The organism is Paenibacillus sp. FSL K6-1230, assembly GCF_038002385.1.
Lineage (GTDB): Bacteria > Bacillota > Bacilli > Paenibacillales > Paenibacillaceae > Paenibacillus > Paenibacillus massiliensis.
This window is the reverse complement of the sequence record NZ_JBBOCK010000001.1, coordinates 5,753,429-5,778,190: the sequence shown is the minus strand read 5'-3', so window position 1 is coordinate 5,778,190 and position 24,762 is coordinate 5,753,429. Positions and strand designations below refer to the sequence as shown.

22 protein-coding genes and 1 riboswitch are annotated in these 24,762 nt (G+C 50.8%); of the genes, 19 read left to right on the top strand and 3 right to left on the bottom strand.

Translation table 11 applies throughout. The features are described 5' to 3' along the window. Window position 1: 1 nt before the first annotated feature. Genes MKX74_RS25610 through MKX74_RS25595 form a run of 4 tightly spaced genes read left to right on the top strand, consistent with a single transcriptional unit; the run spans window position 2 to window position 4,204 of the window. Window positions 2–730, top strand: coding sequence for a carotenoid biosynthesis protein (locus MKX74_RS25610; protein ID WP_341180188.1), 729 nt, complete (start codon window positions 2–4; stop codon window positions 728–730). Then, a complete protein-coding gene (locus MKX74_RS25605; RefSeq protein ID WP_341180187.1) occupies window positions 727–1,500 on the top strand; it encodes a lysophospholipid acyltransferase family protein in 774 nt (257 codons plus the stop codon). Before MKX74_RS25610 ends, MKX74_RS25605 begins: the two co-directional genes overlap by 4 nt. Then, complete coding sequence (locus MKX74_RS25600) at window positions 1,488–2,705, top strand: glycosyltransferase (RefSeq protein ID WP_341180186.1); 1,218 nt, start codon at window positions 1,488–1,490, stop codon at window positions 2,703–2,705. The genes MKX74_RS25605 and MKX74_RS25600 overlap by 13 nt, the downstream gene beginning before the upstream one ends. Next, complete coding sequence (locus tag MKX74_RS25595; RefSeq protein WP_341180185.1) at window positions 2,693–4,204, top strand: phytoene desaturase family protein; 1,512 nt, start codon at window positions 2,693–2,695, stop codon at window positions 4,202–4,204. The genes MKX74_RS25600 and MKX74_RS25595 overlap by 13 nt, the downstream gene beginning before the upstream one ends. Window positions 4,205–4,357: 153 nt before the next feature. On the opposite strand, the gene MKX74_RS25590 is transcribed toward MKX74_RS25595, so the two are convergent. Together MKX74_RS25590 and rsgA are read right to left on the bottom strand one after the other, a co-directional pair. Then, window positions 4,358–5,374 carry an aminoglycoside phosphotransferase family protein gene (locus tag MKX74_RS25590; protein ID WP_341180184.1) on the bottom strand — a complete coding sequence of 339 codons (1,017 nt, stop codon included), beginning with the start codon at window positions 5,372–5,374 and terminating at the stop codon, window positions 4,358–4,360. Continuing rightward, complete coding sequence (gene rsgA, locus MKX74_RS25585) at window positions 5,371–6,444, bottom strand: ribosome small subunit-dependent GTPase A (RefSeq protein WP_341180183.1); 1,074 nt, start codon at window positions 6,442–6,444, stop codon at window positions 5,371–5,373. The genes MKX74_RS25590 and rsgA overlap by 4 nt, the downstream gene beginning before the upstream one ends. A gap of 530 nt (window positions 6,445–6,974) precedes the next feature. On the opposite strand from rsgA, the gene fni reads away from it, so the two are divergent. Next, complete coding sequence (fni, locus tag MKX74_RS25580) at window positions 6,975–8,108, top strand: type 2 isopentenyl-diphosphate Delta-isomerase (RefSeq protein WP_341180182.1); 1,134 nt, start codon at window positions 6,975–6,977, stop codon at window positions 8,106–8,108. 215 nt (window positions 8,109–8,323) lie between these two features. Here fni and MKX74_RS25575 read toward each other — a convergent pair whose 3' ends face one another. After that, window positions 8,324–9,481, bottom strand: coding sequence for a glycosyltransferase family 4 protein (locus tag MKX74_RS25575; RefSeq protein WP_341180181.1), 1,158 nt, complete (start codon window positions 9,479–9,481; stop codon window positions 8,324–8,326). Between the two features lie 158 nt (window positions 9,482–9,639). Here MKX74_RS25575 and MKX74_RS25570 point away from each other — a divergent pair, with 158 nt between their 5' ends. From MKX74_RS25570 to MKX74_RS25505, 14 genes are all read left to right on the top strand, one after another. Next, complete coding sequence (locus MKX74_RS25570; RefSeq protein ID WP_341180180.1) at window positions 9,640–10,269, top strand: GNAT family N-acetyltransferase; 630 nt, start codon at window positions 9,640–9,642, stop codon at window positions 10,267–10,269. A gap of 143 nt (window positions 10,270–10,412) precedes the next feature. Further along, window positions 10,413–11,513 (top strand): redox-regulated ATPase YchF, encoded by a 1,101-nt coding sequence (gene ychF, locus MKX74_RS25565; RefSeq protein ID WP_018884127.1) that lies wholly within the window; start codon window positions 10,413–10,415, stop codon window positions 11,511–11,513. Window positions 11,514–12,175: 662 nt separating this feature from the next. Then, entirely contained in the window at window positions 12,176–13,243 is a 1,068-nt protein-coding gene (gene prfA / locus MKX74_RS25560; RefSeq protein WP_018884128.1) for a peptide chain release factor 1, read from the top strand. A 24-nt stretch (window positions 13,244–13,267) separates the two neighbouring features. Beyond that, window positions 13,268–14,131 carry a peptide chain release factor N(5)-glutamine methyltransferase gene (gene prmC, locus MKX74_RS25555; RefSeq protein ID WP_445667336.1) on the top strand — a complete coding sequence of 288 codons (864 nt, stop codon included), beginning with the start codon at window positions 13,268–13,270 and terminating at the stop codon, window positions 14,129–14,131. Window positions 14,132–14,327: 196 nt separating this feature from the next. Next, window positions 14,328–15,653, top strand: coding sequence for an FtsW/RodA/SpoVE family cell cycle protein (locus MKX74_RS25550; RefSeq protein WP_018884130.1), 1,326 nt, complete (start codon window positions 14,328–14,330; stop codon window positions 15,651–15,653). 198 nt (window positions 15,654–15,851) lie between these two features. Further along, on the top strand, window positions 15,852–16,514 hold the full coding sequence (gene spoIIR, locus MKX74_RS25545) for a stage II sporulation protein R (RefSeq protein ID WP_341180178.1): 663 nt from the start codon (window positions 15,852–15,854) through the stop codon (window positions 16,512–16,514). A 142-nt stretch (window positions 16,515–16,656) separates the two neighbouring features. Further along, complete coding sequence (locus tag MKX74_RS25540) at window positions 16,657–17,883, top strand: L-threonylcarbamoyladenylate synthase (protein WP_445667293.1); 1,227 nt, start codon at window positions 16,657–16,659, stop codon at window positions 17,881–17,883. A gap of 72 nt (window positions 17,884–17,955) precedes the next feature. Beyond that, a complete protein-coding gene (locus tag MKX74_RS25535; RefSeq protein ID WP_341180658.1) occupies window positions 17,956–18,516 on the top strand; it encodes a manganese efflux pump MntP in 561 nt (186 codons plus the stop codon). 29 nt (window positions 18,517–18,545) lie between these two features. After that, the gene (locus MKX74_RS25530) at window positions 18,546–19,124 is read left to right on the top strand and encodes a low molecular weight protein arginine phosphatase (RefSeq protein WP_018884134.1); all 579 of its coding nucleotides are present in this window, start codon (window positions 18,546–18,548) and stop codon (window positions 19,122–19,124) included. Window positions 19,125–19,231: 107 nt separating this feature from the next. Then, window positions 19,232–19,313, top strand: a riboswitch (ZMP/ZTP riboswitch). A gap of 177 nt (window positions 19,314–19,490) precedes the next feature. Further along, on the top strand, window positions 19,491–20,081 hold the full coding sequence (locus tag MKX74_RS25525; protein WP_341180177.1) for a TIGR01440 family protein: 591 nt from the start codon (window positions 19,491–19,493) through the stop codon (window positions 20,079–20,081). Window positions 20,082–20,237: 156 nt separating this feature from the next. Beyond that, entirely contained in the window at window positions 20,238–21,488 is a 1,251-nt protein-coding gene (glyA, locus tag MKX74_RS25520; RefSeq protein WP_341180176.1) for a serine hydroxymethyltransferase, read from the top strand. A gap of 254 nt (window positions 21,489–21,742) precedes the next feature. Beyond that, on the top strand, window positions 21,743–22,597 hold the full coding sequence (locus tag MKX74_RS25515; protein WP_404821474.1) for a carbohydrate ABC transporter permease: 855 nt from the start codon (window positions 21,743–21,745) through the stop codon (window positions 22,595–22,597). A gap of 1 nt (window position 22,598) precedes the next feature. Beyond that, entirely contained in the window at window positions 22,599–23,438 is an 840-nt protein-coding gene (locus MKX74_RS25510) for a carbohydrate ABC transporter permease (protein ID WP_341180175.1), read from the top strand. Between the two features lie 96 nt (window positions 23,439–23,534). Further along, the gene (locus MKX74_RS25505; RefSeq protein ID WP_445667335.1) at window positions 23,535–24,746 is read left to right on the top strand and encodes an ABC transporter substrate-binding protein; all 1,212 of its coding nucleotides are present in this window, start codon (window positions 23,535–23,537) and stop codon (window positions 24,744–24,746) included. Window positions 24,747–24,762: the final 16 nt, after the last annotated feature.

The following is a 24,762-nucleotide window of genomic DNA, read 5'->3' as shown; positions in this document are numbered from 1 at the left end:
GATGATTCATATCGTTTTTTGGGCATGGTATGCCATAGGCACATTGTTGCTGTGGACGATTGGTGTACCGGATGTACTACAATTTTCAAATGGATTGTTTCTCGTATTCTACGGCCTTTATGCGCTATCTCTGGTGTTCACACTGTCCGACCAGTCAGTCAAATGGTGGCGAAGAGGTCATACCTGGCTTGCAGCGGCCGTGATCTGGACTGGAGGAATGTCCGTCGAATGGCTGGGGGTTCATACAGGCTGGCCATTCGGTCAATATGAATATTCACGTATTCTGGGCTGGCATCTGTTCTGCGTTCCTGTGACGCTGGGCTTTGCCTGGATTGGCGTGGTATGTAGTGGGGCGCTTCTGGCGAGCAGACTTCCAGGGGGCCGTTCTAATCTATGGATTAGAGCCTTGCTTACCGCAGTCTGGGCAGTGCTTCTGGATCTGGTGCTTGATCCCGTGGCCCATCTGCGGGGCTTCTGGTCTTGGGAGGAGGTAGGCGGGTTCTATGGGGTACCCCTCAGTAATTTTGCAGCCTGGTTCATTGTAGGTGGGCTGCTCTCACTGATACTGCCAGCCTTGCAGCTAGATGCTCGTCGAGACCTACGCGCCGTGAGACTGTATCAGCTGATATTGCTGATGTTCGGCGTCCTTGGGCTTCAGGCAGGCTTGTGGTGGTGCGGGTTGGTGATGGTGCTCGGTATGTTGCTCGCGGAAGGGAGTAGAAAGATATGATCGCCGCCGCTAAATCACGAGTGTTCCACAAGATCTTCCGCCGATATAACGAGTGGTATTTACTACGACGCGCCTTCCGCTCGGTAGCGGCCGCAGGATCGCCCGATCCAGATATTGCTGGTAGCAGACCTGTACTCTATATAATGAACCATAGTTCCTGGTGGGATGGCCTATGGTTCTATCATGCTATCCAGTGTTTGTCCCATGCAGATTGGGCGCAATATTATGTCATGATGGAGGAACGACAGTTATCCTCCTTTCGTTTTTTTCGGCGGCTCGGTGCGTATTCAATTGATCGTGAAGGGGTGTCCGATATTCGATCAAGCTTCAAATATACGGCTGGGCTGTTGAACAAAGGCCACCGTGTACTGATCTATCCACAAGGTACAATCACGCATGCGGATGCCGGACCGCTGGAGTTCAAGCGGGGGGTTGCTGTAATTCTGCAGCAGGCTCCGCGTACACTTGTGGTGCCCGTCACCGCCTATCATGGGCTGCTTCAGCATGATCGTCCAGAGGTCACTCTTCGCTTCGGTGAAGGGCTGTACCCTCCGAACGATACATGGAGGAGCATGACGAGCCGGGAAAGTGTTGACCTGCTGCAATCTGTGTTACAGAGGCAGTTGGATCGGCATCGACATGAATTCGTTCAGTCGCTGGGTGCTGTGACAGAGTCGGACCCGAATTACATTCAATTGCTTCCAATGGGTCAATCCATCAGTGAGGTATACAGCAAATGCAGAGCTAAGGTGATACCATGGAACCGCTAGTAGAGGGGTGCATGGTCATCCTGCTGGTCATAGGCTGTGCTCTGCTCCTGCAATGGGGATTTTCCCTCTGGAATGCATCTGTCCTACCTGTACTGGGGCAGTCGGATGGCTTGAATGCAGACAGCCTTAGATTCGAGGCTAGAGAGCCCTCTGGGAAGCCTGTATTATCCATTCTGATTCCCGCCCGAAATGAAGAGACCCATATTCAGGCTTGTCTGGAGCATGTACTGTCATGCGATCGTCAAGGAATCACACTGGAGCTACTTATCTTGAATGACAGGTCGGAGGATGCTACTGCTGCGCTTGTAAAGGAATGCATTGCCCGCCAGGCTACAGCAAGTGTGGACGATTCATCGCTAAGCATTCGCATGCTTCAGGGAGCAGAGCCTCCTAAGGGCTGGCTTGGCAAATCTTATGCCTGTCATCAACTAGCGACTGCGGCACAGGGCACTTGGCTGTTATTTATGGATGCGGACGTGCGTCTTGCGCCGGATGCTCTGCAAGCTGCTCTGCGGACAGCAATGGATCAAGGCAAGGGTTTGATCACAGGCTTTCCGCGTCAAGTGACGATGACCTGGCTGGAGAGACTGATTGTGCCAATGATGATGTTCACGATTATTTGCCACCTTCCCATAGTCCTGATCAAGCATTCGCGCTCACCATTGTTCGTTGCAGCTATGGGAGCTTTCCTGCTAATTCACAGGGACAGCTATTCGGCAGCAGGTGGACACGAGGCTATCCGGGCTGCGATGGTGGACGATATGAGTCTCGCCCGTGCAGTCAAGCGAGCCGGGCATCCGGTTACGCTTGCTTCAGTGTTCACTCATGTTCATATGCGGATGTACTGTAATGCTGCAGAGGTATGGAATGGCTTCACCAAAAATGTATATGACGGAATTGGCAGGCAGCCCTGGCTGCTGGTCCTGTTAATTCTAAGCTACAGCGCAATGTATCTAATCCCTGTGCTAATACTGGGAGGGGCTGTGGTCTTAGGGGAATCGACTCTGGCTGGCGTGTCCCTTGCTGCTGTTCTTCTGGGAATGGCGATCAAACGAACAGCTGACAGAGCTGCAGGAGGCCAGCCTTTATGGCATGCGGCGTTCTTGCCGCTATCCATTGTCGGGTTGTTGCTGATCGCCATACGATCCTGGTATGGAGCTGCTTCGGGCAAGGGCTATTACTGGAAAGGTAGATGGTATTCATGAGAGACGGAGTTATGTCTGGAAAGTCTGCGGGAGCTATCGTCATCGGTGGTGGCATCGGTGGATTGTCGTGTGCCATCAGACTTGCAGCTGGAGGTGTCCCTGTGAAGCTGCTGGAGAAGCAGCCACGAGTGGGCGGCAAGCTGCAGCGTGTGGAGCTGGAGGGGTATCATTTTGATCGCGGTCCGAGCACGATAACGATGCCTGATGCCTTCCGTGCAGTATTTGCTTCGGCAGGTGCAAGGCTGGAGGATTACTGTGAGCTGTATGAACTGGAGCCGCGCACGCGAAATATATTCGCGGATGGGACGATTGTGGACCTCAGCAAGGACCGGGTGTGGATGAAGGAGCAGATTGCGTCTTACAGTACTGCCGATGCACGGCGCTATGATGCCTTCATGCAAGAGGCGGCAGCGCTGTATCGGGAGGCGGACGCACGTTTCTTACATAAGCTGCTGTTAGGGCCACGTGACAAGCTGAATATGGGGATGCTTCGCGGCTTGCTTCGGGTACGTCCGTGGCTGACCCTGCACAAGCTGCTGCGCCGATATTTTAGCCATCCTCATACGCTTGCGATGTTCGGAAGATATGCCACCTATGTGGGCTCATCCCCCTATCAGTCGCCGTCGATCTTCGCCATGATGGCCCATCTGGAGGGAGACCTTGGCGTGTATGGTGTACGGGGTGGGACCTCCGCACTGGTCGACGGGCTGGAGCAGCTGGCTATGGAGTGTGGGGTAGAGATTATGACCGGAACCGAGGTGAAGCGAATTGTGGTCAGAAATGGCAAAATACAGGGCGTCGAGACGACAGCCGGCTTCTGCCCTTCCTCGCTGGTCATTGCGAACGGAGATGTACTATCTGTAAATTCAAGGCTGTTGGCCCCGTCAGAGCGACCATCAATGAGCAATGCCAGCATTGCCGGATATGAGCCCTCGTTGTCTGGCTTCGTGACGTTAGCGGGGATTCACAGGCAATATGAGCTGCTGCGCCATCATACGGTCTTCTTCCCGGAGAACTATGAGCAGGAATTTGAGTCCATATTTGTCCAGAAGCAGCCGCCAGTGGACCCTACCATATATATCTGCTATTCGGGCTACTCCGAGGCCGGACTTGCACCTCCAGACGGGAGTAACTTATTCCTACTGACCAATGCCCCGTATGTATCAGCACATTGGAACTGGGAGCAGGAGGCAGAGGCCTATCGAGCTCGACTGCTACGCAGACTGGCGGCATGTGGAATCGACGGCTTAGAGCATGCTGATGTGCTGCTGAGCTATACCCCGGAGCAGCTCGCGGCTGATACTTATGCACATCGGGGAGCGATCTATGGCATTTCCTCCAATTCAGTCCGACAGACCTTCGCAAGACCCGGGAACAGAAGTCGTGATGTAGAGGGGCTGTGGTATGTCGGGGGGACGACACATCCCGGAGGCGGGACACCCATTGTTGCCTTATCTGGCCAGTTGGTGGCTGAGCGTATTTTGCAGGAGAGAACTTAAATGTGTGTACATTCCACTGTTGATCCACCGACTGGAATGTTCCGTGTCTTCTAGGACACCATGAGCAAGCCTCGGCAATACTCTAATGGGAGTATGAAAGAAACTCCGAAAACCCATTACATAGAAGGATTTTCGGAGTTCTTTTTTTAAGGGTCAGCCCTGCACAGAGCTATCCTTCATTTTATAGATATTTTGAAGCGTACGGACAAGGTTAGTCTTCTCGTCATCGTCGTCTGTATGGATATATCCTTCCACCAGCCTGTATCCAAATACGAGCAGGATCATCTCATAGACGCAATGATCGGCGATAGAGGCTCCATCCGCATACTCCGAGAAGCCTTTATAATACGCAGGGACACATCGCTGATAGTATTCTACCATGTGGTCGATATCTGCTTCATCGGCAATCAGGCTTGCGAGATCTTCGCCAAGGTAGCCCCATCCGGATGTATCCCAGTCAATGACCGCGATGTTCCCATCAGTATAGAACAGATTGGTCACCCAGAAATCCCGGTGGCAGAGCACGAGGGGTAATTGTTCGATGCGAGCGAATATTTCGTCTGCGTGCTCATCAATGTCGATGAGCATTTGCCGGACGTGCTGAGGGAGTTCGCAGCTCTCTGAGCGTATATAATTGTAGACAACTGGCCATGACCGGTAATGCAGATACGTATTCTTCATAAGATCAGCATTGCTCAGATTGGTCAGGCTCTGCAACACAGGAGGTTGCTCGGCATACAGCTTGCCTTGATAGCGACCTAGCTCCCGCGCGAGCTGTTCATACATGTCACCGGTTAAGTTCGAGCCTGTTACGCCATCGATATATTCCAGCCACAGCTGGCATTCATCTTCTTCAGCATTCATCTTGGCGTGATAGCAGGTCGGCCAGCGAAAAGCAGCCGAGAACAACGATCCCAGATCGGATATATAGAGATCATATTCACGGCGCCATGAACCCGGATCGCCGTAGCGTGCCCATTTCTTCTGAGTTTTCAGTACGATCTGGTACGTCAATTTTTCGCCATCCGCAGCTTCGGCGCTACCTGTTACCAGGTGCACATCTCCCACAGTTCCGCCCTGCAAAGGGACGGTTTGGTAATCTGCTGATGAGATATCCTTCTTGAACCGTTGGCCTAAGACATAGATTAGCGTCTCGAATTTAATATTCATTTCTTCCGCCCTCCGCTCTTCTTCGTTTGCTTGTTCAGCATAGCGATTGTCTTGTCTCGAGCTCTCTTGTCGATGAGGTAGCTTGTTTTGTCATTGACATACTTGCTCTCATGTCGCTGAGCAACATATTGCTCCCACCGTCCATGAGGCAACGAACCGTCAGCAAGCGCGGCGAGCACGGCACAGCCTGGCTCGGCCTGATGGCGGCAATCCGAGAATCGGCATTGAGAGAACCATTTTTCAACATCGGTAAAGCTTGCTCGTATACCTTCGTCAGCGGCAAACAGCCCAAGCTCACGCATACCTGGCGTATCGATGACCATTGCACCAGAGGGGAGTAAAAACAGCTGACGGTGTGTTGTCGTATGACGCCCCCGGCTATCGCCCTCCCGGATCGCCTGAACCTTCATTACGTCCTGTTCTATTAATGCATTGAGCAGAGAGGATTTGCCTACGCCGGACATGCCGAGAAAGACGACTGTGTTACCAGGCATCAAGTAGGGACTCAACTCGTTCAGCCCCATGCCTGTGTGACTGCAGATCGCGTGAACTGGTACATCAGGGATACTTTGTGCGATTTCTGCTAGTGGGACATTTATTTCCTCCACGAGATCAGCCTTGGTCAGAATGATGACGGGTTGGCCGCCACTCTGTCTGGCTTGTGTCAGGTACCTCATGATGCGGGCAACGTTGAAGTCCCCATTCAGAGAAGAAAGAATAAACACATAGTCAAAGTTGGTTGCAACGACTTGCTCCAACACGGTTCTGGCAAAGCTTGCGGCATGCCCTGAGTAATCCGCGCGTGAGAACTTGGAGCGGCGGGGTAGTACCGTAACGATGAGAGAATCTCCACTCTCGTTGTGGTGCAGTAGGACAAAATCACCGACGCACGGAAAGTCAATGCGCGTCGCCGAGCTATGGTAGAACGTTCCTTTGAGCACCGCTTTTACTTCGCCCATTCCAGTCATGACCGTGAAGCGCTCGCGTCGAAGCTCTGTCACCCTACCGGGCAATAATCCGTCGGGAATTGCTTCTATTTCTGTGTAGCCATAAGTTTTGAAATCAATCATGGTTGTTTATTAGCTCCTTTAATGTTGTTTTTGGACGCAAAAATGCCACGGACAAGCAGCCTCTAAAGAAGCTGCTGTCGCGCGGCATCAGGACGCAAAAAAGATACGACCTTCATCGTATCCTGCAAACAGCAATATTCACGAAAGGTTACTTTGGATGGCATACCAAATAATACGGGGAATTCCCGCCTTTTGTGTACGCCAACTATTCAGTTTTAAGACCGAACCACCATATAAGTAGCTGCCATTAAAAACATCTCCCTTCGTGTCAGGAACTTGCTTATTGCTAAGCTGTCTATAAAATAACCTTTTTTGGTAAATAAATCAATACAATAAATCAATACAGAATAATGAAAACTGTGAACAATCCCACAAGTATATTCAAATAATCGAATATGAGTGGATTCGGATATGCCCTGATATCGGATATAATGATAGATGATGAACATGAGAATGCCATGAACCCACTCGAACGCAGGGTGGTTCATTGAGATATCAGACGATGAGAGGTGCAGAGAGGGAGTGAGCGCATGAGCCGACCGGATCACGACGAGCAGAGGGAAGACCAGATAGAGGAGCAACCGGAAGGACAGTTGGAAGAACTGCTGGAATCGCAGGAGGAAACGGTACGAACGGGTGAGCGAAAAATGGAGCATGTGCGGCTATGCCTCCGCGAAAATGTAGCTGGTGAAGGAATTAGCAGCGGGCTGGAGCAGTTAGTATTCAAGCATAACCCGCTGCCTGAGGTGGATTTTGATGACATTCAGCTGGCAAGCTATTTTCTGGGACACCAGTTGCAGGCGCCGCTCCTTATTAGCTCTATGACAGGGGGGAGTGCTGGCACAGCACAGATCAATCAGCGGCTTGCTGCAGCAGCAGAGGCCAGAGGCTGGGCACTGGGACTTGGCTCTATCCGCGCTGCTGTGGAGAAAGAGGAGCTGGCTTATACCTTTCAGGTACGAAAGCAGGCCCCGAGCATTCCGATCATCGCCAACCTGGGCGCCGTGCAGCTGAATTACGGCTTTGGTGTAGAGCAGTGCCAGCGTGCTGTGGATATGGCGGAGGCTGATATGCTGGTCTTGCATTTGAACAGCCTGCAGGAGGTATTTCAGCCAGAGGGCAACACGAACTTCAGCGGACTGCTCTCCCGGATTGAGGAGGTATGCAGTAGGCTAACGGTCCCTGTCGGAGTTAAGGAAGTAGGCTGGGGCATTGATGGCGTCGCAGCTGCCAGACTTTTCTCGGTAGGCGTATCATTCATCGATGTAGCTGGTGCAGGCGGGACGAGCTGGAGTCAGGTGGAGAAGTTCCGTAATACAGATCCGATCAAACGGGCTGCCGCCGAGGCATTCGCTGATTGGGGTAACCCTACGGCGAGTTGTATCAGGGAGGTTCAGGAGCTCGAACAGGGGGCAGTGATCGGTAGTGGTGGACTGGGAAATGGAGTCGATGCAGCTAAGGCGATCGCGCTCGGTGCGGATCTGGCCGGATTTGGGCGCTCCCTCCTAGGGGCGGCAGTAGAATCCGAAGAGCTGGTGATCGAGCGATTGGCTCAAGTGGAGTTGGAGCTGCGTACAGTGATGTTCGGCATTGGTGTGCGTGATATCGAGCAATTGAGAGGGACCTCTCGTCTTAGACAACGCGCAGGCCGAGGGGGTCTGTAGTACGAGTTATAACAAGGGCAACAACGGATCAACCATGGACCAATAACGGAGTAATAGCGCTATAATAGACCTGTAAATACGCTTGTAATACACCTGTAGCAGCATAGCAGGCCAGGACTTTAAATATTCGACCATTTTGCCGTCATTTCAGGCTATCGAAGCAGTACGGGCTGTGGCGATAGCCTGAGGTGTAATGATCCTTTGAGATACATGAATTATGCTGTGAACGTTCGATGGCTCACAGGCTGGCCCCGATAATGTATGGCTTCCTCGTAGTCCGTGATCAGCCCGTCAAAAATATGCCTCCACGACCGCATCTGTGCAAGCCTTCTTCCTTCGAGACCCATCATCCTCAATTGGTCCATATGATCTCCCCATAGACATAATTCCCGAATAAGTGCTTCGGCATTGTTAGGTTCGAGTAGAATCCCGCTGCGATGCTGCGAGACCAGATCCTTTACCCCACCTGCGTTCGCAGCTATGACAGGCAGACCTGAAGCCATCGCCTCCAGCACTACGTTCCCGAACGTCTCGGTACAGGAAGGGAATACGAATATATCTGACGAAGCATATACGGCAGCAAGCTCCTCTCCATGAAGGTACCCAGTGAATGTTGTGTTCGCAGGAGCGTGTAGACGCAGCTTGGGCAGTAGTGGCCCGTCTCCGACGATGAGCCAGTGCACGCGGGCTTGCATGCTCTCGGGCAGATGCTTCATCGTGAGCATCAAGGTGTCGATATTCTTCTCGTGGGCAATTCGCCCGACGTAGAGGAGAATCAGAGGAGCTGTAATGCCGTAACGCTGCCGAATATGCTGATGGCGTCGATCGGGATGATATAGCTCGCAGTCAATGCCACGCGACCATAGCTTCAGACGTTGGATACCTTGTAGCTGCAGGGAATTCATAGTTTCGAGAGAGGGTGTAAATGTAGCATCACAGGCTCTGTGGAACCATTTGATATACTTCCAATAAAGAGGAATCATGCTTTTCAATTTGTAATATTCGAGATAGCGGTCAAAATGAGTATGATAGGAGATGACGTGCGGAAGCTGATGCTTCAGTGCGTATTTCAGGCCGAGGAGACCCATGTTGAACGGAGTGGCCAAGTGCAGCAGGTCGGGACGAAAGCCTCGCAGCTCTTCATGAATGGCTAGTCTATTCGGCAAGGCTATACGACACTCGGGATAAAGGAAGAAAGGGACATTGGCGACAGTGCGCACAGCAGCAGCATGGGTACCCTCAATGATGGATTGCGGAGTGAACAGCAAATGTTCGATTCCTCTGAGATTCAGATGCTGACTGAGGCGTTGCAGTGTCCGAGCGACCCCATTGGTATCCGGAGCGTAGGTGTCAGTGAACAAGGCCAGGCGCATGGTATCCCTCCTATGACAATGACTCTTGATGACACCATCATAACAACGGATCATCATGCCGAGGTTAAGCCCAGGTTAACTTGCTGAGCCTTCCTGTAAATTACTTGGGAGCAGTCATAATGCAATATATGAACGCATAAGGAGGATGGAATAGGGAGATGGACAAAGACTTGAGCAAGGCTACGAATCAGAATACAAATGAGGATACGAATGAAGCTGCAATTGAGGTTTCGAGTGAAGTGTCGGGCAAGAAAGCGAATATGGCAGATACGGGCACAGCCACGGAGAAGGCCCGCGGGCTACAGGACAATATCCAACTCCGTCGCATGAATGGTGAGGAATATGAGCGCTTTATCAAGCGGTTGATTCAGGATTATGCCGCTGACAAAGTGCAAGCAGGGACGTGGACGGAGGAAGAAGCACCACGCCTTGCGGAGGAAAGTCTTCATACATATTTGCCACAGGGACTCGATACTCCGGATGCTTATCTATATGTGATAACACTTCGCGAGCAGCAGGGGGATGAGCAGGGGATCGGGATCATTTGGTTCAACATTACCGATACTCCCGTGGGCCCAGAAGCGTTCATCCTGGAGTTCTGGATCGAGGATGCTTATCAAGGACAAGGCTACGCCAAGCAAACGCTACGGGCTCTCGATGAGGAAGCACGCAATCGCGGGATACGAAAAATCGGACTGCATGTATTCGGACATAATACCCGTGCCTTCGAGCTGTACAAAAAAAGGGGCTACGTCGTGACGGACATTCAAATGTCCAAGGAGCTGTAAGCCCGGTGTTGCTGGAGTATATGTTCTCATATATAATGATTTAGACTGTTATCTGCTAATTGGTGCTTGGTTGGGTGTGAGGAAGCATGCGCTGTGCATGCGGCACCCCTGAAATTTATCCGAAAATAGGAGTTGTCATATACATGGCTTTGAAAGCTGGAATCGTAGGCCTGCCTAACGTCGGCAAATCTACATTGTTTAATGCAATTACACAAGCTGGCGCAGAATCGGCTAACTATCCGTTCTGTACGATCGATCCGAACGTAGGCATTGTAGAGGTGCCGGATGAGCGTCTGGACAAGCTAACTGAACTGGTTGAACCGAAGAAGACCGTTCCAACGGCCTTTGAATTCGTAGACATTGCTGGTCTGGTACGCGGTGCGAGCAAGGGTGAGGGTCTGGGTAACAAGTTCCTGGCTCACATCCGTGAGGTGGACGCCATTGTTCATGTGGTGCGCTGCTTTGAGGACGAGAACATTACTCACGTGGATGGAAAGATTGATCCAGTCAGCGACATTCAGACCATTAATCTGGAGCTGATTCTGGCCGATATCGAGAGCATCGAGAAGCGTATTGAACGCTCCAAGAAGAATATGAAGGGCGGCAACAAGCAGTACGTGCAAGAGGTTGAGGTATTGGAAAAGGTGAAGGCTGTTCTGTACGAGGACAAGCCTGCCCGTAGCGTGGATCTGACGGACGAAGAGCGTCTCATTGTCCGTGATCTGCACCTGCTCACGCTCAAGCCTGTACTGTATGCGGCTAATGTGTCGGAGGATGAGATCGCTGATGTTGCCAACAATCCGTATGTGAACCGTGTGAAGGAGTTCGCTGCAGCTGAGAATGCTGAAGTGGTGCCAATCAGTGCCAAGGTTGAGGAAGAAATCTCTGAGCTGGAAGGCGAAGACAAGCAGATGTTCCTGGAGGAGCTGGGTATTCAGGATTCTGGTCTGAATCTGCTGATCAAGGCTGCGTACAAGCTTCTCGGATTGTATACGTATTTCACAGCTGGGGTGCAAGAGGTTCGCGCCTGGACGATTCGCAAGGGAACCAAGGCTCCAGGAGCAGCGGGAGTGATCCACACGGATTTCGAACGTGGCTTCATTCGTGCTGAGGTGGTATCCTACGACGATCTGGTTGCGGCTGGTTCTATGAACGGTGCCAAGGAACGCGGACAGCTTCGCCTGGAAGGTAAAGAATATGTCGTGCAGGATGGCGACGTTATGCATTTCCGTTTCAACGTGTAATAAGAGGTGTGCTAGCACAGTCCTGTATTAGCAAGGAACACACCAATACACTAATATCAAGCAATGCATTATCGAATAACCTAGTAGCATAGTAATGATATTCAGGGCAAGCCTTTAATTGTGTAATTAGCCTGCTGATCTTCTTAGGAAGACGGCAGGCTTTGTTCGTTGCTGATTGTTTTTAGCTGACGGATATATTAATATGCAAGCAAGCGTTGTTCTTCTTACGAGTAGTCCTCGACAGCGCCTACCGTGTGTGGTATTCGGCTACAGTATTTAAAGTGCTGACCTGTATTAACATACAGCATGTTGACAAGATATTATTGGGTATCCAGTGGGTATAGTTACTGTTCAGGCCTTCGATAATATGCTATAATTAAGAGTCGTATACCTTATTGATTTCTACTTTTCAGTAAAGGATTTGATGACGTTGTAGCGAGCTTGGGCGTCGAGATGTAAGTTAAAGAGTATGTCGAGGCATAGGTTGAAGAATATATTGTATGAACTAAAGTGAGAGCTTCTGTCCAGGTAACTCATGTTCTGAGTAAGCAGTCAGGATGTATGTGGCTTAAGTTCCGGCTTGAATTGAAGTTATAGATGAAATATGAGCACATAGCAGATGTAACGAATTGAATTGAAATTGATACGTGAGGTGACCCATCATGTTGGATAAATTACAGGCTTTGGCCGACCGTTATGAGAAGCTCAGCGAGCTGCTCTGTGACCCGGATGTAGTAAATGATAGCAAGAAGCTGCGCGAATATTCGAAGGAGCAATCCGATCTGCAGCCAGCCTACGAGGCATATACTGAATATAAGAACGTTAGCGAAGAACTGGATGCAGCGAAGCAGCTCCAGGGCGAGAAGCTTGATGACGAGATGCGCGAGATGGTCAAAATGGAGATCGAGGAGCTCAGCTCACGGCAGAAGGAGCTGGATGAGCATATTCGCGTTCTGATGCTGCCGAAGGATCCTAACGATGATAAGAATGTGATCGTGGAAATTCGTGGCGCGGCTGGAGGAGACGAAGCTGCTCTGTTCGCAGCGGATCTGTACCGGATGTACACTCGTTATGCAGATACGCAAGGCTGGCGTGTGGAACTGATGGACGCTAATATGAATGATCTGGGTGGCTTCAAAGAGGTCATCTTCATGATTACGGGCAGAGGCGCATATAGCAAGCTGAAATTCGAGAGCGGTGCCCACCGCGTTCAAAGAATTCCAACGACAGAGTCTGGTGGACGGATTCATACCTCCACATCCACTGTATCCGTTATGCCTGAGGCAGAGGAAGTGGATATCGAGATTCTGGATAAGGATATTCGTGTAGATACCTTCTGCTCCAGTGGTGCTGGTGGACAGTCTGTTAATACGACGAAGTCTGCTGTGCGGGTAACGCATATGCCAACTGGCATTGTAGCTACGTGTCAGGATGGGAAATCGCAGAACTCCAACAAGGAGAAGGCGCTTCAGGTCTTGCGTGCACGTATCTCCGATATGATGCGTCAGGAAGAGGAAGCCAAGTATGCTGGCGAGCGCAAGAGCAAGGTGGGTACCGGAGATCGCAGTGAGCGTATTCGTACCTATAATTTCCCACAGAGTCGTGTCACGGATCATCGCATCGGTCTGACCATGCACAAGCTGGATCAGGTCATGAATGGCGAGATTAATGAGATTGTATCTGCGCTTACGATTGCCGAGCAGGCTGAGCTCATGGAACAAGAGGTATAAGCTTTGACACGTGAATCTTATCGGATGTCGCCAGGACGGAGCATCAGAGAAGCCTTGACTGAGGCTTCTTCTTTTTTAGCAGAAGCAGGTGTATTAGAGCCACAGCATAATGCACGTCTCCTGCTGGAGCATGTATTGGATATGCAAGGTGCTGCTTTCTACGCAGAGCTGGGGCAGCCCTTTCCTGCTGGCAAGCAGCAGGATTGGGAAGCTGTAGTGAATCGAAAGGCAGCCGGTGAGCCAGCTCAGTACATTATAGGTGAGCAGGAGTTCTATGGACGTCCCTTCAAGGTATTGCCAAGTGTGCTCATTCCTCGTCCAGAGACGGAGCTACTGGTGGAAGCGATCCTTCAGTATGGTGATCAGCTCTGGCCGGGTGGCAACCCACGGGTGTTGGATATCGGGACGGGTAGCGGAGCGATAGCTATTACAATAGCAGCGGAGCGGAAAGGGTGGCAGGTGCTAGCGGGAGATCTGTCCCCTGATGCGCTTGCTGTAGCCCGGCTGAATGCTGCGGCTGTCGGTGTAGAGCTGGCAATGAGACAGGGTGACCTGCTGGCTCCATTTGCTGGAGAGGTTGTTGATATCCTGGTGTCGAACCCACCTTATATTCCGGCTGCGGAGATTGAAGGCTTGCAGCCTGAGGTCAGTCTTCATGAGCCGCGGCTTGCGCTGGACGGCGGACCAGACGGACTGGCTCCTTACCGGATCATGATGCAGCAGCTGTCTCTGCTGCAAGCACCTCCTCGGCTGATTGGCTTTGAGCTGGGTATGGGGCAGGCATCACTTGTCGCGGAATTGCTGAGGCAGGCAGGCCACTGGAGCCGCATTGTGGTTGTCCCAGATCTGGCTGGCATTGAGCGTCATGTACTGGGTCTGGCCGATTAGCCCCTAAGGCAGGCATTAGAGCCACATGTAGGTAAGCTGCATATGATCTCGGTGGAGTCCAGTATCGAAGGCCATCATGGTGTATTTTCTTTTTGAGCGCTGATCCTTTACAATGATAAAGGTGGATTATCCAGAGAGTGGCCTTTTACACATTTTGTGCGAATGGCCAATCCTCAATAAGCTTCAGGGGGACAGCATGTTTCAGAAATTTAAGAGAGTTGACACGCCGATCATAGTAATCCTGGTGCTGCTGATGGTCATTAGTGTAATCATACAGTATAGTGCAGGCCAATATTGGAATGGCCATGGCAATGACTATAAGAAGACATTGATCTATTATGCACTGGGGTTCATAGCGATTCTGGGCCTCACTATAGTGGATTTTCGTGTATTTATTCAAAATGCACTCTACATCTATGGTGGGGGCATTCTGCTGCTGCTGCTGGTCTTCTTTTTCGGGCAAAATTTGAATAACGCACAGGGCTGGCTCAAAATTGGCGAACTTAGCCTTCAACCAGCGGAGTTCTTCAAGCTAGCGCTCATCATCTTTTTGTCGTATGTATTGATGCGAAAAAGGAATAGCGAGCTGCGTTTTATTCGGGACGTACTCCCGATCGGGTTTATTACCTTTATTCCTTTCGCAATTGTTATGGCGCAGAATGACCTCGGAAATGCACTTGCGTATCTCGTTATTCTGATCGGCATGCTATGGATCGGTAATATCAAATCTACCCACGCTATGATTGCCCTGGTGATTTTCACCGTGGTCGTGGGTGGAGGCATTAAGGCATACATGACCTTTCATGAACAGATTTATAATTTCATGGTGAGTATTGACCGGACACACTGGACTGACCGTTTGGACCCTTGGCTCATGCCTGATGAAGCGTCAGCTGCGGCGAAATGGCATACGGATAATGCGAAGCGTGCTATTGCGTCCGGAGGCATGCTTGGTGAGGGCTTCCTTAATGGCTCGTCTGTACAGTCCGGGCGGGTACCTTATACGTATTCGGATTCGATTTTTGTAGTGGTAGCTGAAGAATTTGGATTTATAGGCTCATCGGTCTTATTACTACTCTATTTTATACTCATCCATCGTCTCATTCTAATTGCTCTGGAGTGTCGTGATCGCACCGGACCATTCTTGATTGTCGGAATTGTCGCGATGATGCTGTACCAGATTTTCGAGAACATCGGTGCATTTATTGGTATTATGCCGCTGACAGGGATTACCCTTCCGTTTGTCAGTTATGGGGGTACCTCGCTGCTTATTAACATGGCTAGTATGGGGCTCATCATGAGCATCAAGGTACATGGACAGGAGGTAGACGATGACCTTCCTGATCCAGTAGCACGTCCGAGAGTGCAGGTGCTTCAGGATGGGGGGATAGCTGAAGAGCAGCCGACAGGCATCTCCCGTTGGGCTCGCAGTCTGCGAGAATCCAAGCCAGCCAAGCTGATTCAATCAAGCAAATCCCCGAAGGATGCTAAGAATAGTGTGAGCCAAAAGGATTCGGAGTAGACAGCTCCACACAGAAGAATAGACACACTTCAGAACGGACTGTGGATCTCCAATAGATCGGCAGCCAGGACGAGGTGTGTTTTTTTTGTACGGAAGTCGTATCGTAGAATGATCGTAGAATTTAATAGATTGCTAGGTTTAATCTCTCTCTCACCGGACATACTGATAGACATGATAGAGTTCGGGGAGGGCATTGAGATGAGTAGAAGCGGATGGAGACAATTAGCCATGCTAGTCATGTGCTTGATGATATGGATTATGTCGTGGGAAGGTCAGAAGGTGGATGCTGCTGTACCTGGGTGGATTCAACAATCCGATGCCATTCCACAAGCATCCATCAGACTCAGAATCCTGGCGAATTCCGACCAACCAAGTGACCAGCTGTTGAAGCTGCAGATTCGTGATGCTGTAGTTCAAGAGATGAACACATGGGTCTCGGAGCTGGATCAGCCGCAGAGTCTCCAGGAAGCACGTCGGATGGTGCGTTCCCGTCTTCCTGAGATTGAAGCAACGGTGGGCGAGCAGCTTGCCCTGCGGAATGTGAATTATACATACAATGTTGAGCTCGGCAATGTTCCGTTTCCGAACAAGTGGTATGGTAATAGACTGTATCCGGCAGGCGACTACGAAGCTGTAAGAATCACGTTGGGCTCAGGCCAGGGACAGAATTGGTGGTGTGTGCTGTTCCCGCCACTCTGCTTCGTCGGGGCAGCAACGGGCGAAGGGAATACCGCAGCGGCGGCAGCAGCAGTGGGTGATGCCCCGTCATCGGTAACGGCTGGCGAGGAGCCGGAGGTTCGCTTCTTCCTGTGGGATATGCTAGTGAAGGGCTGGAACTGGTTAAGTAGCTTGTTCGCCTGAACGATCTTTCCTGTACATGTATCCCTCAATGCACAGTAAGACCCTGTCTACGGATACAGGGATTGAATATGATATAATAGATCATAACAGGCATGCTAAGTATGGATGCGAGCCATGATTATACAGTATAGGATGAACTCATATGAATGATGAACGTGTGCCTGTGACAGGCTCACTACCAAGTAGAGCTGACCAGCGGGTGGAGACCCGCTACTGGTCGTTGAGCAGTACACCGCGGCTCAGCGGAGATGATCTGCCAGTCGCAGCGGATGAACCTTATGTTCCGGATGCGAAGACAGGTGCTCAGGTAATGGAGACTACAGCGGATATTGCTGCTTTTCAGGAGGCAGCTGCTCTTCTCCGCCATGGAAAGACGGTGGCATTTCCGACCGAGACCGTATACGGTCTGGGAGCGGATGCCCGTAATGATCAAGCTGTATCCTCTATTTTTAAGGCCAAAGGCCGACCCTCGGACAACCCGCTTATTGTGCACATAGCTGACCGTGCTCAGCTCGATGAGCTCGTTGAGCATGTTGATGAGCTGGCGGAGCAGCTGATACGGGAATTTTGGCCTGGACCGTTAACGCTGGTGCTGCCAGTGAGAGCTGGAGTGCTATCGGCCCGGGTCACGGCAGGTCTGAATACGGTAGCGGTTCGTATGCCGGATCATGCAGTGGCCTTGCGCCTGCTGGCTGAGGCTGCATGCCCGGTAGCGGCTCCCAGCGCGAATCTGTCCGGTAGACCTAGCCCGACGACGGCTGCTCACGTGTTAGAGGATCTTGGTGGGCGTATTGATGGTATCCTCGATGCTGGCCCAACGGGGGTAGGTGTGGAGTCAACAGTCGTTGAGACAAGTCCAGATGGGAAGGTCACGATTCTTCGCCCGGGTGGCATTACTGCTGAGCAGTTAATGGCTGTCTCTGGCGTGAAGGCTGTCTTGGTGGACCCTGGGTTGAAGGAAGCGGCTAATGCTACTGATGGGCCTACAGCACCGCGTTCCCCAGGGGTCAAATATACGCATTATGCTCCGCGCGGTACAATGTACATCGTAGAGGGCGGATCAGTGGACGTCGTAGCTGCACGAATCCGCACAGAGCTGGCGAAGGCAACGGAGAGCCACAAGCGTGCAGCTGTGCTTGCTTATGATGAGCATCTCGCAGCTTATCCACATCCATGTGTCTATTCGCTGGGGAGTCTTGCTGCGCCAGAGCAGGCGGCTCAGAGGCTCTACTCCCTCCTTCGTCGCTGTGATGAAGAAGGGGTGGACCTCATTCTGGCGGAAGCATGCCCCCTCAAGGGCATGGGAGCAGCTGTCATGAATCGCATGCTGAAGGCCGCAGGGAACCGAATCATTCACACAGGGAATTAGACGAGCTTGGTATGAAGTCCCCCTTGTCCGCATATCGTGTACAAGATTGATAATGTACATGGGGGAATGTGGATGCAGGAATTTGCAGCTCATACAGGGCAGTTCATGACCATTTTGATGATGGCTTTGGCACTTGGCATGGATGCCATGTCGCTTGGTGTTGGGGTCGGTATGAGAGGAATTCGATTTCTCGATGTGCTTCGGATTAGTACGGTAATTGCATTGTTTCATATCATTATGCCACTACTGGGGATGTTCACCGGTCAATATATGAGCGCGATTCTGGGTCAGGTTACGGTCTATGTGGCTGGTGGGCTGCTTATCCTGCTTGGCGGACATATGATCTATAATGCTATACGTGGGGAAGGTATCCCCATGCTCGATTACCGTTCCACCCTTGGGATGGTGCTATTCGCGTTGGGGGTGAGCATAGACTCCTTTTCGGCAGGTATTTCACTTGGAATGTTCAACAGTGATCTAGCGCTGACGGTCATTACCTTCGGGATATGTGGAGGCGCGATGTCCATGCTCGGTTTGCTTCTGGGACGCAAGGCTAGTGTACAGCTAGGAGCCTATGGAGAAATGGTCGGAGGTACGATACTATTGACCTTTGGCTTTATGTTTATTTTTTAGTTGCTTACGGTATTGGGAGGCTGATCGCTATGAAGCATATTTTGTTTGTCTGCACAGGTAATACTTGCCGCAGCCCTATGGCAGAGGCAATGCTACGTAAAATATCAGCTGAACGAAAGCTAGATCTGGAGGTTCGCTCCGCTGGCGTGGCTGCAATGGATGGAGCTACGATATCCCGTCATGCGAAGGCTGTGCTGGAGGATCATGATATCTATGAGGAATTTCGATCATCCTCGCTGAATCCGGAATTGATGAACTGGGCAGAATTGATCCTGACCTTGACCCAGGGACATAAGCAGCATGTGCTGCAGCGATTCCCACAATCGGCAGGGAAAGTATTTACCTTGAAGGAATACGTCGAGGATGACGAGCGAGTGCTACGTGATCTGCAGGAGATGGACGAGTTAGCTGCCTCCTTGGAGCTTGCAGCCGCTTTAGGGCAGGAGCTGTCGATGGAGCAGCGTGAAAAGATTATCGAGTTGCGACAGCGCATTCCAAGCTTTGATATCTCCGATCCGTTCGGCGGCTCAAGGGATGATTATGAGGTGGCTGCTGCCGAGATTCGGACGGCCCTGCATCGACTGGTGGACAAGCTTACTAGGGGATAGGGAGCACTGGGGATTGTGCATGAAAGAAATGAACATTTTTCCAATGAAAACTGCTACTCCAATATTGATTTCCGCTTGCAGATGAATTATGATGTTCATGTGTTAAGAGAGTCTGGTGTAACTGGCGACAAAAGTGGGCTGAACCACGATGGAGCACCAGATATACGGCCGGTCGCCTGGGCAAAAGAGCAACGCTGCGTAGCAGCAGACTGCTCTTTTTTTCATTTTTTAAGCTTCAACTCCTTCCTTTGTTGCTCAAGTATTTGAATTTTATGAATTGCTAAGTCAATAATCCGCTATAATGAAGACGATAGAATGTCAGGCGGAGAAGCCGGGTTTATTGGGCAGGATAGGGAGGAGCGCGGAATGGGCAATGTGAAGCATATAGAGGAGCTGCAGGCTGCGGTATCTAGCATTGTACGCGAGCTGGCGGAGGCTGCTCATCTGGGGCCAGGTCATCTGCTGGTCGTGGGTGCAAGTACTAGCGAAGTGGTGGGACAGCGAATCGGAACCTCTGGTGCGCTTGAGGTAGCGAAGCAGCTGCTGGCAGGAATTGAAGAAGTTCGCTTGGAGGCTGGCTTCGCTGTTGCTTATCAGTGCTGCGAGCATCTCAACCGGGCCTTGGTGCTGGAGCGTGAGGTCCTGGAGCGAATGGGCTTCAATGAAGTGGGTGCTGTCCCCGTACCAACGGCAGGTGGGTCCATGGCAGCCGCAGCTTATCAATTGATGCAGCAGCCTTGCTTGGCTGAGCGCATTCAGGCGCATGCGGGCCTGGACATTGGCGAGACTCTCATCGGGATGCACTTGCGAAGAGTGGCGGTTCCTTACAGATCATCACTTCGTTATGTGGGACAGGCGCGTGTGACGGCAGCCTTCACTCGTCCTCCTCTTATTGGCGGAGAGCGAGCTGTGTACAAGGTCTTGGGCGAGACGGATACAAGTGGAAACTGTGACTGAATCCTATGCCTTAATGCGGTGCCATGAATGCCGTTATTCCATGTTTTAATGCCATTCTATGATGCAATGTCGTTATTGATGTGGTAACGGGTAAGGATGCTATCTGATGTAATTTATTCTAAAATGATTATAAAATCACAGGGAGGATTATCTATCATGATGGAACATTTGCGTAAGAACGATCCGGCTGTACTGGAAGCTATGGGACTGGAATTGAAGCGTCAGCAGAACAATATTGAGCTGATTGCATCCGAGAATATTGTAAGTGAAGCAGTCATTGAAGCCATGGGCTCAGTGCTGACCAATAAATATGCTGAAGGCTACCCGGGCAAAAGATACTATGGCGGCTGTGAGCATGTAGATATCGTGGAGGACATCGCGCGTGACCGTGCCAAGGAACTGTTCGGCGCCGAGCATGCCAATGTTCAGCCGCATTCCGGTGCACAGGCGAATATGGCCGTGTATCTGGCAGCACTGAAGCCTGGGGACACCGTTCTGGGTATGAATCTGGCTCATGGTGGTCACCTGACGCACGGTAGTCCAGTTAATGCTTCAGGATTGCTGTATAATTTCGCGGCCTATGGAGTTCGTGAGGACAACTTCCTGATTGATTATGATGAAGTACGCAAGGCTGCCTTCAAGCATCGTCCTCGTCTGATCGTTGCAGGAGCGAGTGCTTATCCACGTACGATTGATTTCGAAGCCTTCGCGTCCATTGCTAATGATGTGGGTGCTCTATTCATGGTTGATATGGCTCATATCGCAGGTCTGGTTGCAGCTGGATTGCACCCGAATCCGGTTCCTTATGCCCAATTTGTAACGACAACAACTCACAAGACCCTTCGCGGACCGCGCGGTGGTATGATTCTGACTCGCAAATCCTGGGCGCAAGCCATCGATAAGGCTGTATTCCCTGGTTCCCAAGGCGGGCCATTGATGCACGTGATCGCTTCCAAGGCAGTAGCCTTCGGAGAGGCACTCGATCCATCCTTTAAGGAATATGCGCAGCAGGTTGTGCGCAATGCGCAGGTACTGGCGGAGACTCTTGTCAAAGAAGGGATCAATATCGTATCAGGTGGTACAGACAATCACCTCATGCTGATTGATACCCGCAATCTGAATATTACAGGCAAGGATGCGGAGCACGTGCTGGATTCCATTGGGATTACAGTGAACAAGAACGCGATCCCATTTGACCCGACTAGTCCGTTCATTACGAGTGGTATTCGGATCGGTACACCAGCTGCAACCTCTCGTGGTATGAAGGAAGATGCCATGCTGGAGATCGGCAGCATCATCGCAGGTACGCTCAAGAATGCGAAGGATGAGACCAAGCTGGGCGAGCTGCGCGCGCGTGTTACCCGCTTGACTGATCAGTATCCAATCTATCCAAGTGTGCAGTACTAATATCCAGGAGTGAGATTTTAATCGAATAAGCAGGGATATAAGCGTAAGGATTCGCGGTCATGTACCGCGTAAATTCCTTGCGCTTTTTTGTCGTTGTGCTGTTCTGTCCTGTGAGATAAACGTAATCGTCTCATCTCATTGAGTAAGCTTAAATATGTAATTATTGGGTAATTAACAAAATAGATATGGTGTGCAAGGGTATTCATTTTATAGCAAAGGAGCGGATGATATTGAATCGACAGGGTTCAGCACTTATGAGACAGCTTGTTTTTGTCGGTCCGATGATGATATTTTTCGTGTCCGTTGTAGTGGTTCCCTTCGTATTGGGGCTGTACTACTCCATGACAGACTGGGATGGAGTATCGCAGCACAACCGCTGGCTAGGATGGGATAATTATGTTCACATTCTGACGAAGGACCCTGATTTTCGAAATGCATTCTGGTTCACCGTACGCTTTACCTTATGTGGTGTCGTATTAACCAATGTGCTAGGCTTTCTACTGGCCTTCTTCTTGACCAGGCCCTTGCGAACACGCCTTGCGCTCAGGACAGTTTTCTTTATGCCGAATATGATTGGCGGGTTGCTGCTCGGCTTTATCTGGCAGTTCATATTCGTGAGAGGATTCTCAGCGGTAGGAGAAGCTACAGGCTGGTCCTTTTTCACTCTACCGTGGCTTGGTGATGCATCAACGGCCTTCTGGGGCACGGTCATCGTATTCGTATGGCAATATGCAGGCTATCTGATGGTGATCTACATATCTTCGCTTAGTAATATACCTCAATCCTTGCTGGAATCCGCTCAGATGGATGGTGCAGGCCGTATGCAGGTACTGCGCAAGATTATTATTCCGCTAATTATGCCTGCGGTGACGGTCTGTCTGTTTCTTGCGATCTCCTGGTCGTTCAAGGTGTTTGAATTGAATCTGGCGCTTACTAAGGGTGGACCGTACAAATCAACAGAATCTGTAGCGCTGGACATATATAATGAAGCTTTTACCAATAATCGTCTCGGTCTGGGGACGGCCAAGGCTATGATTTTCTTCGTAATTGTCGCGATCGTTACACTCATTCAGGTGCGCATGACCAAGCAGAGGGAGGTTGAAATGTAAGATGGAGCATACATCAAATAAGTATCGTTTAAGCACATTTGCCGCTGAATTGATTCTGATCCTGATTGCATTGATCTTTCTGATCCCTTTCTATTTTCTGCTGGTGAATTCGGTGAAGCCGTTCGGGGAGATATTGTCTGATGCAGCCTCCTGGCCTGCCTCCTTCCAATGGAGCAATTATGTGCAGGCTTGGCAGGCCATAGAGTTTCCAAAGGCTTTTGTGAACTCGCTCATTGTGACGATTGTCAGCAATGTACTGCTGCTGCTAATCAGTTCGATGGCTGCTTACCAGATGGTCAGACATGATACGGTATTTAACCGCATATTATTCGTGATCCTGGTGGCGGCCATGGTCGTACCGTTCCAATCCATTATGCTGCCGCTGATGGAGGTAACGAATCTGCTGGGCCTTAATAATAGCCTGTTCGGCCTGATTATCTGCTATCTGGGCTTCGGTACATCCTTGTCCGTGTTCCTGTTCCATGGCTTCATCAAGTCCGTTCCACTGGAGATTGAACAGGCGGCCCGCGTGGACGGCACCTCGCGCTACGGGGTATTCTTCCGTATTGTCTGTCCGCTGCTGCAGCCGATGTTCGTGACCGTACTAATACTTAATACGCTTTGGATCTGGAATGACTATTTGATGCCTTCGCTGATTCTGTCTGACCCGGATCTGAATACAATTCCGATTGCAACCTATATGCTGTTCGGTCAATTTACCAAGCAGTGGGATCTGGCTTTGCCCGCACTTGTGCTCGGGATTGCTCCAATCGTTATCTTCTTCCTGTCGATGCAAAAATACATCGTGTCCGGCATTGCAGCCGGTGCGGTAAAGGGTTAAGGGGGTGAGAGCATGCTTGGACGCCGAAGATTCAGTCGCATATTCAGTCGAAAATCCATAAGCTTCCCCCTCCTGCTTGTCCTTGTACTGTTGCTTATGACTAGCTGCAGCAATGGAGCACAGGAAAGTACGGATTCCAAGACGATTCACATCTACCAGTTCAAGGTCGAGATCTCTGAGCCGCTGAAGGCGATGGTAGCGGAGTATGAGAAAGAGCACCCAGGTATTCGTGTCGAGGTATTATCGGTCGGAGGAGGTATGGATTACGCAGCTTCTTTGAAGGCAAAGTTCTCATCTGGTGATGAGCCTGATATCTTTACCAATGAAGGGTATCAGGATATGGAGACGTGGTTCGAATATCTTGAGGATTTATCCGACCAGCCATGGGTGAATGAGCTTGATGATTTCGCGAAGCGGCCCATGACGAAGGATGGCAAGCTATATGGGCAGCCGATGAATCTGGAGGGATTCGGCTTCATTTATAATAGGGACCTGTTCGAGCAAGCAGGGATTACAGATCTGCCACAGACCTTAACGGAGTTGAGGCAGGTAGCACAGCGTCTAGAGGAGCAAGGAATCATTCCATTTGCCAATGCTTATCAAGAATATTGGGTGCTTAGCAATCATTTGGCGAACATCCCGTTCTCGAGACAGGAGGAGCCTGAGCGATTCATAGAAGAACTGGATGCCCAGACGAATCAAATACCCGGAAATCCGGTGTTCGACGACTGGGTACAGCTGATGGACCTGATGCTGGAGTATAGTAACCCCTATCCACTTACAACGGATTATAATACACAGGTGACGTTGTTCGCGACAGGGCAGGCAGCCATGATGCCACAAGGGAACTGGACCCAGCCTCAGATTGACGGGATCAATCCGGATCTCAACATCGGCATTCTACCGACACCGGTCAATGATGACCCTGCATTAGCTGATTACCTGGCCATCGGCGTTCCGGCGAATTGGGTGGTCAACAAGAACTCACCAGTGAAGGAGGAGGCCAAAGATTTTCTGAATTGGATGGTCACCTCAGACACGGGGAAAAGATACATCACAGAGGAGTTCAAATTCGTGCCTGCCTTCCAGAGCATCAAGACAAGTCCGGATATCGTCGGTGACCTCGGTGCCGAGATTATCCGTCGTGTAGAGGAAGACAAAGTGCTAAGCTGGAACTTCTCACGTTTTCCCAAAGGCTTGAATCATGATCTCAGCAGTATTATGCAGGCCTATATCGCAGGCGCGATCGCCAAAGAAGATATGATGCAGCAATTCCAAGAGGCATGGGATAATCTGAAATTCAGATAGTCAGATGAGGGAGTCT

Excerpts from the sequence above, each read along its gene's own strand:
- MKX74_RS25515 (WP_404821474.1), top strand. The coding sequence starts at position 21,743 with ATGAGACAGCTTGTTTTTGTCGGTCCGATGATGATATTTTTCGTGTCC.
- MKX74_RS25535 (WP_341180658.1), top strand. The coding sequence starts at position 17,956 with ATGCAGGAATTTGCAGCTCATACAGGGCAGTTCATGACCATTTTGATG.
- MKX74_RS25550 (WP_018884130.1), top strand. The coding sequence starts at position 14,328 with ATGTTTCAGAAATTTAAGAGAGTTGACACGCCGATCATAGTAATCCTG.
- MKX74_RS25505 (WP_445667335.1), top strand. The coding sequence starts at position 23,535 with ATGACTAGCTGCAGCAATGGAGCACAGGAAAGTACGGATTCCAAGACG.
- fni (WP_341180182.1), top strand. The coding sequence starts at position 6,975 with ATGAGCCGACCGGATCACGACGAGCAGAGGGAAGACCAGATAGAGGAG.
- MKX74_RS25605 (WP_341180187.1), top strand. The coding sequence starts at position 727 with ATGATCGCCGCCGCTAAATCACGAGTGTTCCACAAGATCTTCCGCCGA.
- spoIIR (WP_341180178.1), top strand. The coding sequence starts at position 15,852 with ATGAGTAGAAGCGGATGGAGACAATTAGCCATGCTAGTCATGTGCTTG.
- MKX74_RS25590 (WP_341180184.1), bottom strand. The coding sequence starts at position 5,374 with ATGAATATTAAATTCGAGACGCTAATCTATGTCTTAGGCCAACGGTTC.
- MKX74_RS25570 (WP_341180180.1), top strand. The coding sequence starts at position 9,640 with ATGGACAAAGACTTGAGCAAGGCTACGAATCAGAATACAAATGAGGAT.
- glyA (WP_341180176.1), top strand. The coding sequence starts at position 20,238 with ATGATGGAACATTTGCGTAAGAACGATCCGGCTGTACTGGAAGCTATG.
- MKX74_RS25610 (WP_341180188.1), top strand. The coding sequence starts at position 2 with ATGATTCATATCGTTTTTTGGGCATGGTATGCCATAGGCACATTGTTG.
- prmC (WP_445667336.1), top strand. The coding sequence starts at position 13,268 with ATGTCGCCAGGACGGAGCATCAGAGAAGCCTTGACTGAGGCTTCTTCT.
- ychF (WP_018884127.1), top strand. The coding sequence starts at position 10,413 with ATGGCTTTGAAAGCTGGAATCGTAGGCCTGCCTAACGTCGGCAAATCT.
- MKX74_RS25525 (WP_341180177.1), top strand. The coding sequence starts at position 19,491 with ATGGGCAATGTGAAGCATATAGAGGAGCTGCAGGCTGCGGTATCTAGC.
- MKX74_RS25510 (WP_341180175.1), top strand. The coding sequence starts at position 22,599 with ATGGAGCATACATCAAATAAGTATCGTTTAAGCACATTTGCCGCTGAA.
- MKX74_RS25595 (WP_341180185.1), top strand. The coding sequence starts at position 2,693 with ATGGTATTCATGAGAGACGGAGTTATGTCTGGAAAGTCTGCGGGAGCT.
- MKX74_RS25600 (WP_341180186.1), top strand. The coding sequence starts at position 1,488 with ATGGAACCGCTAGTAGAGGGGTGCATGGTCATCCTGCTGGTCATAGGC.
- MKX74_RS25575 (WP_341180181.1), bottom strand. The coding sequence starts at position 9,481 with ATGCGCCTGGCCTTGTTCACTGACACCTACGCTCCGGATACCAATGGG.
- MKX74_RS25540 (WP_445667293.1), top strand. The coding sequence starts at position 16,657 with ATGAATGATGAACGTGTGCCTGTGACAGGCTCACTACCAAGTAGAGCT.
- MKX74_RS25530 (WP_018884134.1), top strand. The coding sequence starts at position 18,546 with ATGAAGCATATTTTGTTTGTCTGCACAGGTAATACTTGCCGCAGCCCT.
- prfA (WP_018884128.1), top strand. The coding sequence starts at position 12,176 with ATGTTGGATAAATTACAGGCTTTGGCCGACCGTTATGAGAAGCTCAGC.
- rsgA (WP_341180183.1), bottom strand. The coding sequence starts at position 6,444 with ATGATTGATTTCAAAACTTATGGCTACACAGAAATAGAAGCAATTCCC.